The sequence below is a fragment of the Aliiroseovarius salicola genome, assembly GCF_027891095.1.
Classification (GTDB): Bacteria; Pseudomonadota; Alphaproteobacteria; order Rhodobacterales; family Rhodobacteraceae; genus Aliiroseovarius; species Aliiroseovarius salicola.
Genome location: NZ_JAQIIO010000001.1, coordinates 59,253 through 72,353 on the forward strand (window position 1 = coordinate 59,253; position 13,101 = coordinate 72,353).

A 13,101-nucleotide genomic window follows, 5' to 3' on the forward strand; every position below is an offset into this window, starting at 1 on the left:
AGGGTGAACAGCGGGTTAACACCTAGTGCCTCTACATCAAACGCACCGCATATGCTGCCCTGCGGCATAACATTCCTTGCCCCATTGCGCCCAACACGGCATAAACCCTCAACACTTGATGTAAGGGAGAGAGAGATGATTGGACGCCTGAATCACGTCGCCATTGCCGTGCCGGATCTGGAGGCCGCATCGGCGCAGTATCGTGACACTCTTGGGGCCAAGGTGAACCCGCCGCAAGACGAACCGGATCACGGCGTGACCGTGGTGTTTATCGAATTGCCGAACACCAAGATCGAACTGCTTTACCCTCTGGGTGAGAACTCTCCTATCGCCGGGTTTCTTGAGAAAAACCCCGCCGGTGGCATCCACCACATCTGTTACGAGGTTGATGACATTCTTGCCGCGCGTGACAAGCTGAAAGAGGCTGGTGCGCGTGTGCTGGGCACCGGAGAGCCGAAGATCGGCGCCCATGGCAAGCCGGTCCTGTTCCTGCATCCGAAAGACTTCAACGGCACCCTGGTCGAGTTGGAACAAGTCTGATGAGCATCACCGCGGCCATTGTCCTTTACGTCGTGATCTGGTTCGTGACCATGTTTGTGGTCCTGCCCATCCGTCTGCGCACGCAGGGGGATGAGGGTGAGATTGTGCCGGGCACCCATGCTGGTGCCCCTGCCAATTTCAATCTCGGGCGGACTCTGATCATCGTCACGATCTGGGGCACCATCGTCTGGGCAATCGTGGCAGGGATCATCGTCTCCGGTGTGATCGAAGTGCGCGATTTCGACTGGTTCAATCGGATGGGACCGGAAGAGTAACCACCGTAGGTTACTCTTTTCCATCGGACGCTAAAACCATGATATCATTGAGTCTTTTTAAGCTTTCCGGGCGCCAGGTGGTTTTGGTATCGTAATAGGTCTCAACCGCCATATGATCCGGCGGCAAGATCACCCAAGGCTGTTTGGTAGATGTGAAAATATGCACGTCCGGCGGCATTAGATCAGGGTTGTCCAAAGACCCCACCCGCACAAAGCGGATGTAATCCCGCAGCCCCCCGAAGTAATAATTGCTCCACACCGTCACCCTGCATTTCGGGCATCGCGCCATGCGTTGGCCTTTTCCTGACGGCGACGGAAGCATCATCTCTTCAACATCACCGGACAGCAACTTCACCCGGTCAGTTTCAACCAGGGCATTGACCGCAAAGGCCCCGCCGGATTGCCTCTGACACCATCGGCAGTGGCATCCATGTACGATCAATGGACGAGACGTAACCCGGTAGCGCACATGCCCGCATGTGCATCCCCCGTCACACGGCTGAAATTCATCCGACATCATGAATACCTCCCCTTCCTCTGCGGATCATACCCAATTTGCGCCAATTTGCGAAATACAAGCGTTGATCCGACCTGTGAGACTCACTTCATCCGTCACTCTCATGTTATACTCTCGGCAGCAGGAGGGAGGATCATGGTCAAGACAGCTCTTATCACCGGTGCGTCGAGTGGTATTGGTCAAGGGACCGCCATAAGGCTTGCATCCGAAGGTTGGCACATTCTGGCCCATGGCCGCCGGTCCACGGCCCTTGAAAAGACACTGGAACTGGTCCGGTATGCCGGCGGAACCGGAGAAACCTTCGAGGCTGAGATGGGCAACATGGAGGCGGTTGCCGAACTGGCAGATTGGGCTACATCGCGAGACCGGCTTGATGCCCTTGTTCATTGCGCTGCAAAGTTCACCTATGGTCCGGTTTCGACGGATCGGTTTGACGACTGGGACCAGTCGATAGATCAGGTGCTGAGGGCCACCATTCGACTGACAGCCCATATCCTTCCGGCCATCCGCAACACCGAAGGCACATTTGTTTACATTTGTGGGCCAACATCCTGGCTCGGCTGGAAAAACCACGCCATCCATTGTGCACTCCGCCATGCGCAGGCCGGATTTGCCAAGGCTCTGTTTGAAGATGTGCGGGAAGATGGGGTGCGGGTGACGCTTGTCCATCCGGGTTTTGTCAATACAGCGGGCATCAATCCAGAGGGGAAAGATCCAGCGAAGATGATCCAGATGGAGGACATTGCCGAGGTGATCGCATCATCAATCACCCTGCCAAACACAGCTTGCGTTACTGAATTGAAACTGATGCCGCAACGCAGCCCCTATCTATAGTGGCGTGTCAGCGCAGCACAACCATCATCAAAATGCCAAGCGCGCCGCCAAATACCAACACCATCATGATCGGATTGGCGATGAATGCGGTCCACCAACCGGGCAGTTCACCACCCCCGGTCATTGCCAACGCAAGTGCATATTCCAGCATGTTGTCACCCCCTGCCCTAAAACGGGCTTGGATATTCTACCACATGCGGGGGAATATCCCTAATGTGAGGCGCTTAGCGCCCCACCAATCGGTGGAACATATGGGTAAACGTCGCCGCGCCAAGGATCGGGATCAGCAGGTTGACCAGTGGGATCGACAGCGGCACCGCCATCAGCGTGCCCGCAATCCAGATCTGGCCATTATGGCGTTTGCGTAAGGCATGAGCGGCATCGCGCTCTATCCGGCGCATCGCTGCCATGGTGAAATACTCCCGCCCCAGCAGATAGCCGTTCACCGCGTAAAACAGGATTGGCGCAAGCGGGCCGACAAAGAAAAACAGGATCAACGCGATCAGGTTCACGCCAACGATGACGCCGAAAAACCCAAGGCTTTCACGGATCGCTGTGGTGATGGGCTGTTCAGCATTGGGGGCGAGATGGGGGTAGTGCTTTGCTTCAACCGCGTCTGCCACTTCGTCCAGAAACAGGCCCGTAAACGCACCCGCAACCGGCACCATCAGCACTGCCGAGAGCACAATCATCAGAAGGAGCGCCAACCACATGGCGACACCGCCCACAAACGACACCTCTCCCACAAAAGGCAGACTCAAAACGTCGGGCATCAGGAACCCGACCAATGTGACCATACCCCAGCTGATTGCCACCAGAAGGCCCACGGTCAGGCCCAATCCCTTGAGCAGAACATTGCGAAATCGCGGATCGGTCAATTGCCCGACCGAGCGGAAAAAATCGTCAAACATCTGTCGCTTACCTTATTTCTCCACCCAAGTGGTGATCGCATCAATGTCCGGGCGTGGGCGCTCTGGCGGGGCGATGGTTTCGGTGCCGATATGCACGATGCCCGCGATGCATTCGTGGTCTTCAAGACCCAGCCCATCCCGGATGAAATCGCGATCCAGCGCAGCCCAACCGGTCAGCCAGTTTGCCCCCCAGCCGCTCGCCAACGCGGCATTCAACAGCTGCAAACAAGCCGCCCCCGCCGAATAGGTCTGTTCAATCGCTGGCACCTTCTCAGATGCAACGGGGCTTTCCACCACAACCACCGCAAGGGGCGAGTTGTCATAGGCGTGGCGCTCCTTGGCCACCTTCATCTCGTCGATACCCAGCGCCGCGCCACGTTCGCTGACCAGCGCGCCCAATCGCTCCAGCGCGGGCTTTTCCAGCACGATAAAGCGCCAGGGCTCCAACTTGCCATGATCCGGCGTGCGTCCAGCCGCAGTCAGGATCGGCAACAAATCAGCCCGGTCTGGACCCGGTCCTGTCAACGTCTTGGCAGGCCGCGAACGGCGGGTCAGCAGGAAATCAAGGGCAGCTTGGTTGCGATCAGGCATGACATATTTCTCTTTCGTCTGCAGAATTGCCGGCTGGGCCGCAGAACGGCAGGCACCGGGAACATGTCGGGCCTTGTACCGCATTCGTCAAGATGTAAACCAAATTTACATCCAGAAATCTTGCCCCAAATTCCGCGCGCCCTTGCCCGGTCCGGCAATTTCCGCCACCAAGGCCATATGAAGAAAGGCGCCCTCACTCACCTCGCGATCCCCGGCACTTCATTGGCCGTGCGCGTCACTCCAAAAGCGGCGCGCAATGCGGTGGAAGAGGTCGAAGGTGGCTTGAAAATCAGCGTGACCGCGGTGCCCGAGAATGGCAAAGCCAACAAAGCGGTCGAGAAACTCCTCTCGACCGCCCTGGGCATTTCGAAATCACGCCTGACACTCACCCAAGGGGCGACGTCACGCGACAAGATCTTTCTGGTGGATTAATTGTCCACGCGGGGAATTGAAGACGGTGCGTAGTCATACCCCGCATCACCGCCTTCATCCCCACCAAGCGGGTCCGGACCATAGCGGTTTGCACCGCGCGTGCCTTCGGTCACGAACCAGAACAGAAGCAACAGGAAGCCAAGGACCGGCACCAGCACGATCCAATACCACCAGCCGGTGCGGTCTTTGTCGTGCAACCGACGCACAGCAACCGAAATGGCCGGAAGGAAGGTCGCAAGGGCAAAGAGACCGGACAGGATCGGCATGTTCGTCTGGGCCTCAAACCCGCCTTCCATCGTGGTCACGGTGCCAAACACAACGCTGTCCACCATCGACAGAATGATCTGTCCGCCCCAAACAAAAAGCGCAAACCACCAGAACTCTGACCGCGCGGCCCGACCTTGGAAAGTTACGTATTTGGAGAAACAGGTTTTGATCGCGGTTTGAAAATTCACGTCATCTACTCCTTTTTGCCAATCTTCGGCTCTTCACCCTTCAGAATACGTGTGATGTTCGCCTTGTGACGGTAGAAAATCAAGACAGCCAGTGCTGCCGCGAGAAACGTAAGGCTGCCCTTGCCCAGAAGAAGTGCCACCATTGGTGACAGTGCAGCGGCCACCAGTGCCGACAGGCTTGAAATACGAAAGATTACCGCTGTGACCAGCCACGCACCGCAGGCCGCCAGCCCCAATGGGAACGACAGCGCCAGCATCGTGCCCAGCCAGGTCGCCACGCCCTTACCGCCTTTGAACCGCAGAAATACAGGAAAACAGTGCCCAAGAAAGGCAAAGAACCCGGCCACTTGCGCCGCATCTTCTCCAATCAGGAAACGCGCAATCAGAACCGCCGCCCCCCCTTTGCCCGCATCGCCAATCAGCGTCAGAAATGCCGCCAGCTTATTTCCGGTGCGCAACACATTGGTGGCGCCGATATTGCCCGACCCGATCTGGCGCAAATCCCCCAATCCAAACAGCCGTGCAATCACGATGCCAAACGGGATCGAGCCCAGCAAATAGCCCAATACGGCCACAAGGATCAGGGCGACCGGCGCCGAAGTGATGTCAGGCATGGTGGTTCCTTTGTTTCAGATCTTATCAGTGGCACAAGGCAAGCGCGTCTTACAACCCAAAGCCTGACGCCCTTTTTCTTGCCTAAAATACCTCGGGGTGAGCGGCAGAGCCGCGAGGGGCGGCGCCCCTTCACCCGTCAAAGACACTCTCACCCGCCACCCAGGTGCCAATCACACGGCCTTCCATGCGGGCCCCGTCAAAGGGAGTATTTTTCGACTTGGACCTTAACTTTGACCGATCGAGCACAAACGGCGCATCCGGATCAAAAAGCACAAGATCGGCCGGCGCCCCTTCGTCCAGACGCCCCCCGGGCAGGCCCAACAGCTTGGCAGGATTGAGCGACATGGCCCGCCAGATGGTCGGAAGGTCAATCAGCCCCGAATGCACCACACGCATCGCCGCTGGCAGCAGGGTTTCAAGACCCACGGCCCCTGAAGCGGCTTCTTCAAATGGCAGGCGTTTGCTTTCCTCATCCTGCGGAGTGTGGAAGCTCGACACCACGTCGATCAACCCCGAGGCCACCGCTTCGATCATTGCCAGCCGGTCCTCTTCCGCGCGCAGCGGGGGCTTCAGCTTGAAGAAGGTTCGATAGTCGCCCACGTCCAGCTCGTTCAGGCAGAGATGGTGAATGTTTACACCGGCGGTTACGTTCAGACCTGCCTCTTTGGCGCGGTTCAGCGCTGGCAGGGTCTTTGCTGTCGACAGGCTGTCGGCGTGGTAACGCACGCCGGTCATTTCCACGAGGGCCAAATCCCGCTCCAATCCCATCCGTTCCGCCATCGGCGACACGGCAGGCAGGCCGCGCAGGCTTGCAAATTTGCCCGAGGTCACGGCGGCCCCCTTCGAAAGGGTCGGCTCTTGCGGGTGGCCAATGATCAACGCGCCCAGCGACTTGGCATAGGTCATCGCGCGGGAATAGACCTTGGGGTCGGTCACGACATGATCACAGTCGGTAAAGGCAACAGCACCGGCATCAAGCATGAAACCCATCTCAACCATCTCGCGCCCGGCGCGTTCTTTGGTGAGAGCGGCAAGAGCGACCACATTCACCGGAGCCACTTCCGCCGCCCGGCGGGTGGCAAAAGCGAGCGTTTCCGGCGTGTCCACGGCAGGGGTGGTATCGGGGCGAATGACCATCGTGGTCACGCCACCGGCTGCTGCGGCTGCGCCCGCGGTGCGAAAGCTTTCCTTGTGGCGCTCGCCCGGTTCGCCGATTTTCACACCCATATCGATGAGGCCGGGGGCAAGACATTTTCCACCGCAATCGATCACCTCGCCTTTCGGTTTCTTGTTGATCGACTTGATCACTCCATCTTCGACCGTCAATGAGCCCAGCGCATCCTCGCCGGTTTCCGGGTTGATCAGGCGGGCATTGGTGAAAGTGGTGGTCATCGAAGCAGTCCCTTTGGCATGGGGTTTGGTTGCAAATGTCCTAATGTGTTTTGGCGGGCGTTTCTACAGAGAGTTTATGGGCGGTGGATCTCTGAGGGAAAGATACTTCTGACAGGGATATTTTCGAACCAAAGATGAGGGGAAACTGCCGGCGATTTTTTACCTCTGACTAAGGATTCTGACAGAGTTTGGGAAACCTATAGATGCCGATTAGATGCCGATTGATGCCGATTGATGCCGAGATTTCAGATTGAATCCTCTGACCGCAATGAGCCCAAACAAACCAGATATCTCCTATTATCGAACGTCTTTTTGCAAGGTAGGAAAACACTTTCTTCTATCCCGTTAATTCAATCTCACACCGCTTAAGATTCGGATGGTTTTGCAGTAATTGCGGAAACTCAGCAGGACCCTCAGGTATCAGTTTGCCGGTGATGTCTATGCAGGTGGCAATCTCAAGCATTCGCTGAGCTATGTCCGCAAAGTTTTGCCCGTATTCCGTGACCAAACCGGGGAGGATACGGAATCCATTCAAGACGATGTTCGTGTCGTAGGGATAGACGACCACTACGCTACAACTGTCCAACTCACCAGGTTGAATACGTTGCGGTTGGAGTTCGCATCGAAAGCCGTGCTCAATCTCTGCGTTTTTCGGTAGAAACTTCAACGTATAAAAGCCATTCCAATAGGTGTCGTAGCCTTCGACCTGTAGGAATGGGTCATTCACTAAGTCGAAGAAGCAATGACTACAGTCTCGAGAAGGAATGGGCGTCAATGCCATTTGTAAGGCTAGATACCGAGCTCCGGTAAAACTCTGATCTCTGGTGCGACGTATGACGAAGTCCTGATACTTCAAAACCGGGTCATTATCCAAAAATTCCCGCAGCCAAATTGACGAGCGGACCCCGAAGTGAGTGGAGAAATCCACGTTCGCTTTTGGCCATTGGTGAAGCTCTCCCAACAAGAACTCACGTGTCTGAACGTGAATCACGCCGTTGTCCAAATGGTTTTCGCGATCTTCGTGAGCCAGCACCGTCGCCGGGACGAGCAATAACGCAATCAGCACAAAAGTTTTCATCAAACCCTCAGATCAACACGCCGTTGGTTGCCAAGATCACGCCGGTTTCCGGCTGTTCCAAAGTCATCAGAGTAGAAGCAGACATTTGCGGCAATATTGTGAACGGCAGTTTCGTCCGCAAGGCAGCCGTTGCCGCTGTTCTATTGGAACAACCGCGTTCGCAGCGGTGTCCGATCAAGCCCCACGCGCCCGATCAATCTGCGCCTTCGTCTCTTTCGCATCCGCCTGGTATTTCAGCATGTGCTTGTCACCGGCGATAGTCACCACTTGGGCGGCGGTGAAGATTGTGTTCACGGCGGTGATATTGTCCATAAGGATCCCTGACCCGGTCGGGCCAATCAGGCGGCGGTTGGTGAGGGTCCAGATGAACCCGGTCTGCTCTTTGATCAGGTAGACTCCGCGAATGGTGATCGCGGCCACAGCTCCAACCACCCCGGTCCACGCATGGGCATTTCCCATCGCCATCAGCACAACCACCATCAGCACCGACCCAAGTGCCGCAAGCATGACATGTTCTTTGACATAGGTGGTGCGGTTGCCCTGAAAGCGCGCGATCACCTCTTCGCCCAGATCAAGATCGGGGGTGGTTTGATCCTCAAGTCTTGGTTCCAGTTTCATTTCAGCCATGCTCCGCGCCTTCGCTCTCAAGCGTTTTTTTCAGTTCTTCGGTCAGATCGCTGGGGGCATCTGTATCCAGCCGTTGAGTGGCAATTGCATTGCCCCGCCGGATCGTAACCACGACCGCGTGCGGCATGGGCTTGACTGCCGCAACACTGTCGCGCCCAAATCGCATCCCTTTGCGCAAATGAAGCGCGCGGTCGGTCAAAGCCCAATCCCCCTGATGACGAAGCCCCAGCATGAAAGCAGCAAAAGCGAGGTAAAATATCAGCGCAAAGACGGGCACCAAGGACCAGCTGAACAGCCCGACGAAACTGCCGAGCACGCCGTAGACCGCGGTGGTGCCAAGTGTCGTGTAAACGGCAATTCTGAGCGCGGTTTCGCGCCGGGCTTCGCCTCGAAGGATCACCTCTTCGCCCTCATCCAGCGACAGCCAGTCTTTTGCGGCTCGCTTAGGCATAGGTTTCTTTCTCGGCCTGTTCCTGGGCGATGATCCGGTGGTTGCGGGCCAAGAGGTCCATCGCGGCCATGCGCACGGCCACGCCCATTTCGACCTGTTCCTGAATGACGGATCGGTTGATGTCGTCGGCAATGGTCCCGTCAATCTCCACCCCCCGGTTCATCGGACCGGGGTGCATGACAATCGCGTCATCCTTGGCATTAGCAAGCTTTTCGGCGTCCAGCCCATAGCGGTGGTAATATTCCCTCTCGGATGGGATAAACCCGCCATCCATACGCTCTTTCTGAAGCCGCAGCATCATCACGACGTCGGCGTCTTTCAGACCCTCATTCATGTCATGAGACACCTCAACCCCGAACTGGTCGATCTGGCTGGGCATCAGGGTAGGTGGTCCGACAAGGCGCACACGGTTTTCCATTTTCCCCAGCAGGATCAGGTTCGAACGCGCCACGCGCGAATGGGCGATGTCACCGCAAATCGCGATGGTCAGACGGTGTAGGCGGCCTTTTTCGCGCCGGATCGTCAGCGCATCCAAAAGCGCCTGCGTCGGATGTTCGTGCTTGCCGTCGCCCGCATTCAAGACCGCGCAGTTCACCTTCTGCGCCAAGAGGTCCACCGCGCCGGAATGCGGGTGACGCACAACCAGCAGGTCAGGATGCATGGCATTCAGCGTCAGCGCGGTATCGATCAGGGTTTCGCCTTTTTTGATCGAACTGGCCTGCATCGCCATGTTCATAACATCCGCGCCCAACCGCTTGCCAGCAATCTCAAACGACGCCTGCGTGCGTGTGGAGTTTTCAAAAAACATGTTGATCTGCGTGAGCCCCTTGAGCGCATCAGAATGTTTCACCTGCCGGCGATTAAGCTCTACATATTCATCCGCAAGATCGAGGATGGCTTTGATTTCCTCGGGGTGCAGATGCTCGATGCCCAGAAGATGGCGCTGGCGAAATGTCATGGGGGCCTCCGGTCCGTGTCTTCCTGCGTGTCTGGGCCGGTTATATGGGCGGGCGAGCGCGACGTCTATCCTGCATTGCCCATGGGGTGAGGGCTTTGCGGCACCGGAAGCGATTAATTCTAGAAAACTAGAAAACTAGAAAACTAGAAAACTAGAAAACTAGAAAACTAGAAAACTAGAAAAGAGGAGCCAGACCCGCCCGCGCTGGTCAAGCCGTTCTCCTGGAAAACACGCGTCCATGTTTACCACCTTTCAACCAAAATCGTTGCTTCCAGCCTGTTGCCCGCACGGAATGCTCTCACAGCCTTCCCGATCCCACCGGGAATTTTGATCAGAGAAAGCCCCAGAGCAACCGGGCACTTTGGCACTCCAAGTCGCAACACCCGTTGCCCCTGCCTTTCCCACCGCCTACCCTGCATCTCATGGAATCACCCGCGCTCTCTGATCTCGACTGGCACATCGCCCGCGCACATCTTGACTGGCAGGTCGAGCTGGGCGTGACAGACGCCATTTGTGACGCGCCGATCAACCGGTATGAACTGGAAGCGCGAAAGCCCAAAACCGCCGCCCCCGCACACCCAAAACCGCAGGCCATCCAGCCGGGGAAAGTCACCGAACCAGAAGTGGATTACGTGGCGATTGCCAAGGAACAGGCGGCACGGGCGCAGGATCTGGATGGGCTCAAGGCAGCGCTTGAGGCATTCGAGGGCTGTGACCTGAAAAAAGGCGCACGCAATACGGTGCTGGCCGATGGCAATCCCGCGGCACGCGTGATGATCATTGGCGAGGCCCCCGGTCGAGACGAGGATATTCAAGGCAAGCCTTTTGTGGGACGCGCCGGGCAATTGCTTGACCGGATGTTTGCCGCGATCAACATGGGACGCGAGGCACCGCTGTCGAAAGATGCGATCTACATCACCAATGTGATGCCGTGGCGCCCGCCGCAGAACCGCGAACCCACCCCACAGGAAATGGCGATGATGGTGCCGTTTGTGCAGCGCCATGTGCAGCTGGTGGCCCCTGATGTGATCGTGCTGATGGGCAACACGCCGTGCCAGGCCGTTCTTGGCAAACGCGGCATCACCCGGATGCGCGGCCGTTGGGAAGAAGCGTGGCACAAACCGATCCTGCCGATGTTCCACCCCGCCTATCTGCTCCGTAATCCGGCCGCAAAACGCGAGGCCTGGGCTGATTTGCTGGAGCTGCAGGCCAAGCTGCGTTCGCTCTGATCACCCCTTGATCCACATCAGGGATTTCCCGATATGTTCAGGGCAGAACTGCGCCACATGCATTGAAAGGCCCGACCATGTCTCACATCCCCGCCAACAACACCCGCGCGTTCATTCCGGTGCGCATTGCGATCCTGACGGTCTCAGACACGCGGAGCATGGATGAAGACCGTTCCGGCGACACGCTGGTGAAGCGGTTGGAAGGCGCCGGACACCAATTGGCCGATCGCAAAATCATCCGCGATGAACGCGGTGAGATTGCCGACCAGCTGCGCGCATGGTCGCTCGATCCCGAGATCGACGTGATCATTTCGACCGGAGGCACCGGGCTCACCGGGCGCGACGTGACGGTTGAGGCGCATCGGGACGTGTATGAAAAAGAGATTGAGGCCTTCGGCACCGTCTTCACCATGATTTCAGTGCAGAAAATCGGCACTTCTGCGGTGCAATCGCGCGCCACGGGTGGCGTGGCCAATGGCACCTATCTCTTTGCCCTGCCCGGCAGCACCGGGGCCTGTAAGGATGCATGGGACGAGATCTTGGAGGCGCAGCTCGACTATCGCCATCATCCCTGCAATTTCGTCGAGATCTTTCCTCGCCTTGAAGAACACAAGCAGCGCAAGAAATAAACGACGGAAATCGCCCATTTAGGCGTATCACCTCCAACACATGTGACCATCCACACCTTGCCACCGGGCAAAAGCCGGGCAAGATGGGAAGGTACCCAATTGGAGTGACGCATATGCGCTTTCTTGGCCGCAGCCTGTCCGGGCTTTTCCTGCTTGCCGCCACACTTGGCCTTCTGGCGCTTGCGGGCCTGCAGCTGTCTTCTGCTTTCAAAGAGCGGGCAGAACGCGAAAATGCGCGCCCGCAGGGGCGTGAACGGCTATTCACCGCCAATGTGATCCCCTATCTCGAAGGTCGTCAGGTGCCGATCCTTTCTGTGCACGGCGAACTTGCCGCGCGCCGCTCACTGGATGTGCGCACCTTGGCAGGCGGCACCGTGGTGGAAATGACCGAGGCGTTTGAAACCGGGGCACGGGTCACCGAAGGCCAGCTTCTTCTGCGCATCGACCCCACTGATTTCCTGCGGGCGCTTGAGCTTGCAGAAACCGACCTGACACAGGCCGAGGCTGAACTGCGCGACGCTCGTGCTGCATTGGATCTGGCACAGGATGATCTGGCAAATTCCAAACGTCAGGCAGAACTGCGCGAAGCGGCTTTGACACGCCAGAAAGATCTGGTCTCGCGCCGGGTTGGTACCGAAGCTGCCGTGGAAACCGCCGCCCTTGCAGCCGCCAGCGCCCAGCAGGCCGTTTTGTCCAAGCGCCAGGCCGTGATCAGCGCCGAGGCCCGTGTGTCGACCGCTGATGCCACACTCACGCGCCGCAATATCCAGCTGGACGAAGCCCAGCGCCGTCTGGAAGAAACCGAAATCCATGCTGAGATTTCCGGCACCTTGGCTGAGGTGACCGCCCTGCGCGGCGGCGTTGTGACCAATAATGAAAAACTTGCGCAGATCATCGATCCGACCGACCTTGAAGTGAGTTTCCGCCTATCCACCGCGCAGTATGCCCGGCTTTTGGATGTGGCCGGAAACCTTCCCGCCGCTTCCGTTACCGTGCGGCTGGACAGTGGCATCGTTGCACTGACAGCACAGGGCACCATCACCCGAGAAGCCGCGGATGTGGGCGAAGGTCAGACGGGCCGGTTGATCTTTGCTACGCTCGACACATCAACAGGTCTGCGCCCCGGCGATTTCGTAACCGTGGAAGTGGCCGAACCTGCGCTTGAGCGCGTTGCCCTGCTGCCCGCCTCAGCCCTCGGAGCAAATGGAACTGTTCTGGTGCTGGGGGACGGGGATCGTCTTGAGGAGGCTCCGGTCACTCTCATGCGGCGTCAGGGAGACAGCGTTCTTGTGCGCGCCAAAGGACTATCAGGGCGTGAGGTTGTGGCAGAGCGCAACCCGGCCTTGGGGGCAGGCATCCGTATCAAACCCGTGCGACCGGGTGGCAGCCCAGAAGAGCCGGAAGAGGTGGAGTTGAGCGCGGACCAGCAATCCGCCATTCGTGCTTTTGTCGAACAGAGCACAAGAATGCCGGATGACGCGAAGGCGCGGATCCTGAAACAGGTTGAAACGGGCAAGATGCCAGCAGAAACACTCGCCCGCCTGCAATCGCGGATGGGGAGCTGATC

At 57.7% G+C, this 13,101-nt stretch carries 18 protein-coding genes; 7 read left to right on the forward strand and 11 right to left on the reverse strand.

Annotated elements, in window-relative coordinates; all coding sequences use genetic code 11:
• Nucleotides 1-135 precede the first annotated feature (135 nt).
• Together mce and O2N63_RS00275 are read left to right on the forward strand one after the other, a co-directional pair.
• Nucleotides 136-540, forward strand: a complete 405-nt coding sequence (mce, locus tag O2N63_RS00270; protein WP_173484935.1) for a methylmalonyl-CoA epimerase — start codon at nucleotides 136-138, stop codon at nucleotides 538-540.
• Entirely contained in the window at nucleotides 540-815 is a 276-nt protein-coding gene (locus O2N63_RS00275) for a DUF1467 family protein (RefSeq protein WP_271051999.1), read from the forward strand. Before mce ends, O2N63_RS00275 begins: the two co-directional genes overlap by 1 nt.
• A 10-nt stretch (nucleotides 816-825) precedes the next feature.
• Here the strand turns inward: O2N63_RS00275 and O2N63_RS00280 are convergent, their stop codons facing one another.
• Nucleotides 826-1,335, reverse strand: a complete 510-nt coding sequence (locus O2N63_RS00280; RefSeq protein WP_333780714.1) for a GFA family protein — start codon at nucleotides 1,333-1,335, stop codon at nucleotides 826-828.
• 132 nt (nucleotides 1,336-1,467) lie between these two features.
• Between O2N63_RS00280 and O2N63_RS00285 the strand changes: the two genes are divergently transcribed.
• The gene (locus tag O2N63_RS00285) at nucleotides 1,468-2,166 is read left to right on the forward strand and encodes an SDR family oxidoreductase (protein WP_271052001.1); all 699 of its coding nucleotides are present in this window, start codon (nucleotides 1,468-1,470) and stop codon (nucleotides 2,164-2,166) included.
• Nucleotides 2,167-2,173: 7 nt separating this feature from the next.
• Here the strand turns inward: O2N63_RS00285 and O2N63_RS00290 are convergent, their stop codons facing one another.
• The 3 genes from O2N63_RS00290 to O2N63_RS00300 form a co-directional block, all read right to left on the reverse strand.
• The gene (locus tag O2N63_RS00290) at nucleotides 2,174-2,317 is read right to left on the reverse strand and encodes a hypothetical protein (protein WP_271052003.1); all 144 of its coding nucleotides are present in this window, start codon (nucleotides 2,315-2,317) and stop codon (nucleotides 2,174-2,176) included.
• Nucleotides 2,318-2,390: 73 nt separating this feature from the next.
• Nucleotides 2,391-3,077, reverse strand: a complete 687-nt coding sequence (locus O2N63_RS00295) for an EI24 domain-containing protein (protein ID WP_271052005.1) — start codon at nucleotides 3,075-3,077, stop codon at nucleotides 2,391-2,393.
• 12 nt (nucleotides 3,078-3,089) lie between these two features.
• Nucleotides 3,090-3,668 carry a nitroreductase family protein gene (locus O2N63_RS00300; protein WP_271052008.1) on the reverse strand — a complete coding sequence of 193 codons (579 nt, stop codon included), beginning with the start codon at nucleotides 3,666-3,668 and terminating at the stop codon, nucleotides 3,090-3,092.
• 177 nt (nucleotides 3,669-3,845) lie between these two features.
• On the opposite strand from O2N63_RS00300, the gene O2N63_RS00305 reads away from it, so the two are divergent.
• The gene (locus tag O2N63_RS00305; RefSeq protein WP_271052010.1) at nucleotides 3,846-4,100 is read left to right on the forward strand and encodes a DUF167 domain-containing protein; all 255 of its coding nucleotides are present in this window, start codon (nucleotides 3,846-3,848) and stop codon (nucleotides 4,098-4,100) included.
• On the opposite strand, the gene O2N63_RS00310 is transcribed toward O2N63_RS00305, so the two are convergent.
• The 7 genes from O2N63_RS00310 to O2N63_RS00340 all read right to left on the reverse strand — a co-directional run bounded on the left by O2N63_RS00310 (nucleotide 4,097) and on the right by O2N63_RS00340 (nucleotide 9,676).
• The gene (locus tag O2N63_RS00310; protein ID WP_271052011.1) at nucleotides 4,097-4,555 is read right to left on the reverse strand and encodes a DUF805 domain-containing protein; all 459 of its coding nucleotides are present in this window, start codon (nucleotides 4,553-4,555) and stop codon (nucleotides 4,097-4,099) included. The two genes, O2N63_RS00305 and O2N63_RS00310, sit on opposite strands and share 4 nt — an antisense overlap.
• 5 nt (nucleotides 4,556-4,560) lie before the next feature.
• Nucleotides 4,561-5,169, reverse strand: coding sequence for a glycerol-3-phosphate 1-O-acyltransferase PlsY (plsY, locus tag O2N63_RS00315; RefSeq protein WP_271052012.1), 609 nt, complete (start codon nucleotides 5,167-5,169; stop codon nucleotides 4,561-4,563).
• A gap of 130 nt (nucleotides 5,170-5,299) precedes the next feature.
• Nucleotides 5,300-6,562, reverse strand: a complete 1,263-nt coding sequence (gene pyrC / locus O2N63_RS00320) for a dihydroorotase (protein ID WP_271052014.1) — start codon at nucleotides 6,560-6,562, stop codon at nucleotides 5,300-5,302.
• A gap of 337 nt (nucleotides 6,563-6,899) precedes the next feature.
• Nucleotides 6,900-7,640: a hypothetical protein gene (locus O2N63_RS00325; RefSeq protein ID WP_271052016.1), complete on the reverse strand. Its 741-nt coding sequence runs from the start codon at nucleotides 7,638-7,640 to the stop codon at nucleotides 6,900-6,902.
• Between the two features lie 174 nt (nucleotides 7,641-7,814).
• Nucleotides 7,815-8,267 (reverse strand): hypothetical protein, encoded by a 453-nt coding sequence (locus O2N63_RS00330; protein ID WP_271052018.1) that lies wholly within the window; start codon nucleotides 8,265-8,267, stop codon nucleotides 7,815-7,817.
• On the reverse strand, nucleotides 8,260-8,718 hold the full coding sequence (locus O2N63_RS00335) for a hypothetical protein (RefSeq protein ID WP_271052020.1): 459 nt from the start codon (nucleotides 8,716-8,718) through the stop codon (nucleotides 8,260-8,262). Before O2N63_RS00335 ends, O2N63_RS00330 begins: the two co-directional genes overlap by 8 nt.
• On the reverse strand, nucleotides 8,711-9,676 hold the full coding sequence (locus tag O2N63_RS00340) for an aspartate carbamoyltransferase catalytic subunit (protein WP_271052022.1): 966 nt from the start codon (nucleotides 9,674-9,676) through the stop codon (nucleotides 8,711-8,713). Before O2N63_RS00340 ends, O2N63_RS00335 begins: the two co-directional genes overlap by 8 nt.
• A 422-nt stretch (nucleotides 9,677-10,098) precedes the next feature.
• On the opposite strand from O2N63_RS00340, the gene O2N63_RS00345 reads away from it, so the two are divergent.
• The 3 genes from O2N63_RS00345 (at nucleotide 10,099) to O2N63_RS00355 (ending at nucleotide 13,099) form a co-directional block, all read left to right on the forward strand.
• Nucleotides 10,099-10,905, forward strand: coding sequence for a uracil-DNA glycosylase (locus O2N63_RS00345; RefSeq protein ID WP_271052024.1), 807 nt, complete (start codon nucleotides 10,099-10,101; stop codon nucleotides 10,903-10,905).
• 119 nt (nucleotides 10,906-11,024) lie between these two features.
• Nucleotides 11,025-11,534, forward strand: coding sequence for a molybdenum cofactor biosynthesis protein B (gene moaB, locus O2N63_RS00350; protein ID WP_408629769.1), 510 nt, complete (start codon nucleotides 11,025-11,027; stop codon nucleotides 11,532-11,534).
• A gap of 113 nt (nucleotides 11,535-11,647) precedes the next feature.
• Nucleotides 11,648-13,099 carry an efflux RND transporter periplasmic adaptor subunit gene (locus O2N63_RS00355; protein ID WP_271052027.1) on the forward strand — a complete coding sequence of 484 codons (1,452 nt, stop codon included), beginning with the start codon at nucleotides 11,648-11,650 and terminating at the stop codon, nucleotides 13,097-13,099.
• Nucleotides 13,100-13,101 lie beyond the last annotated feature (2 nt).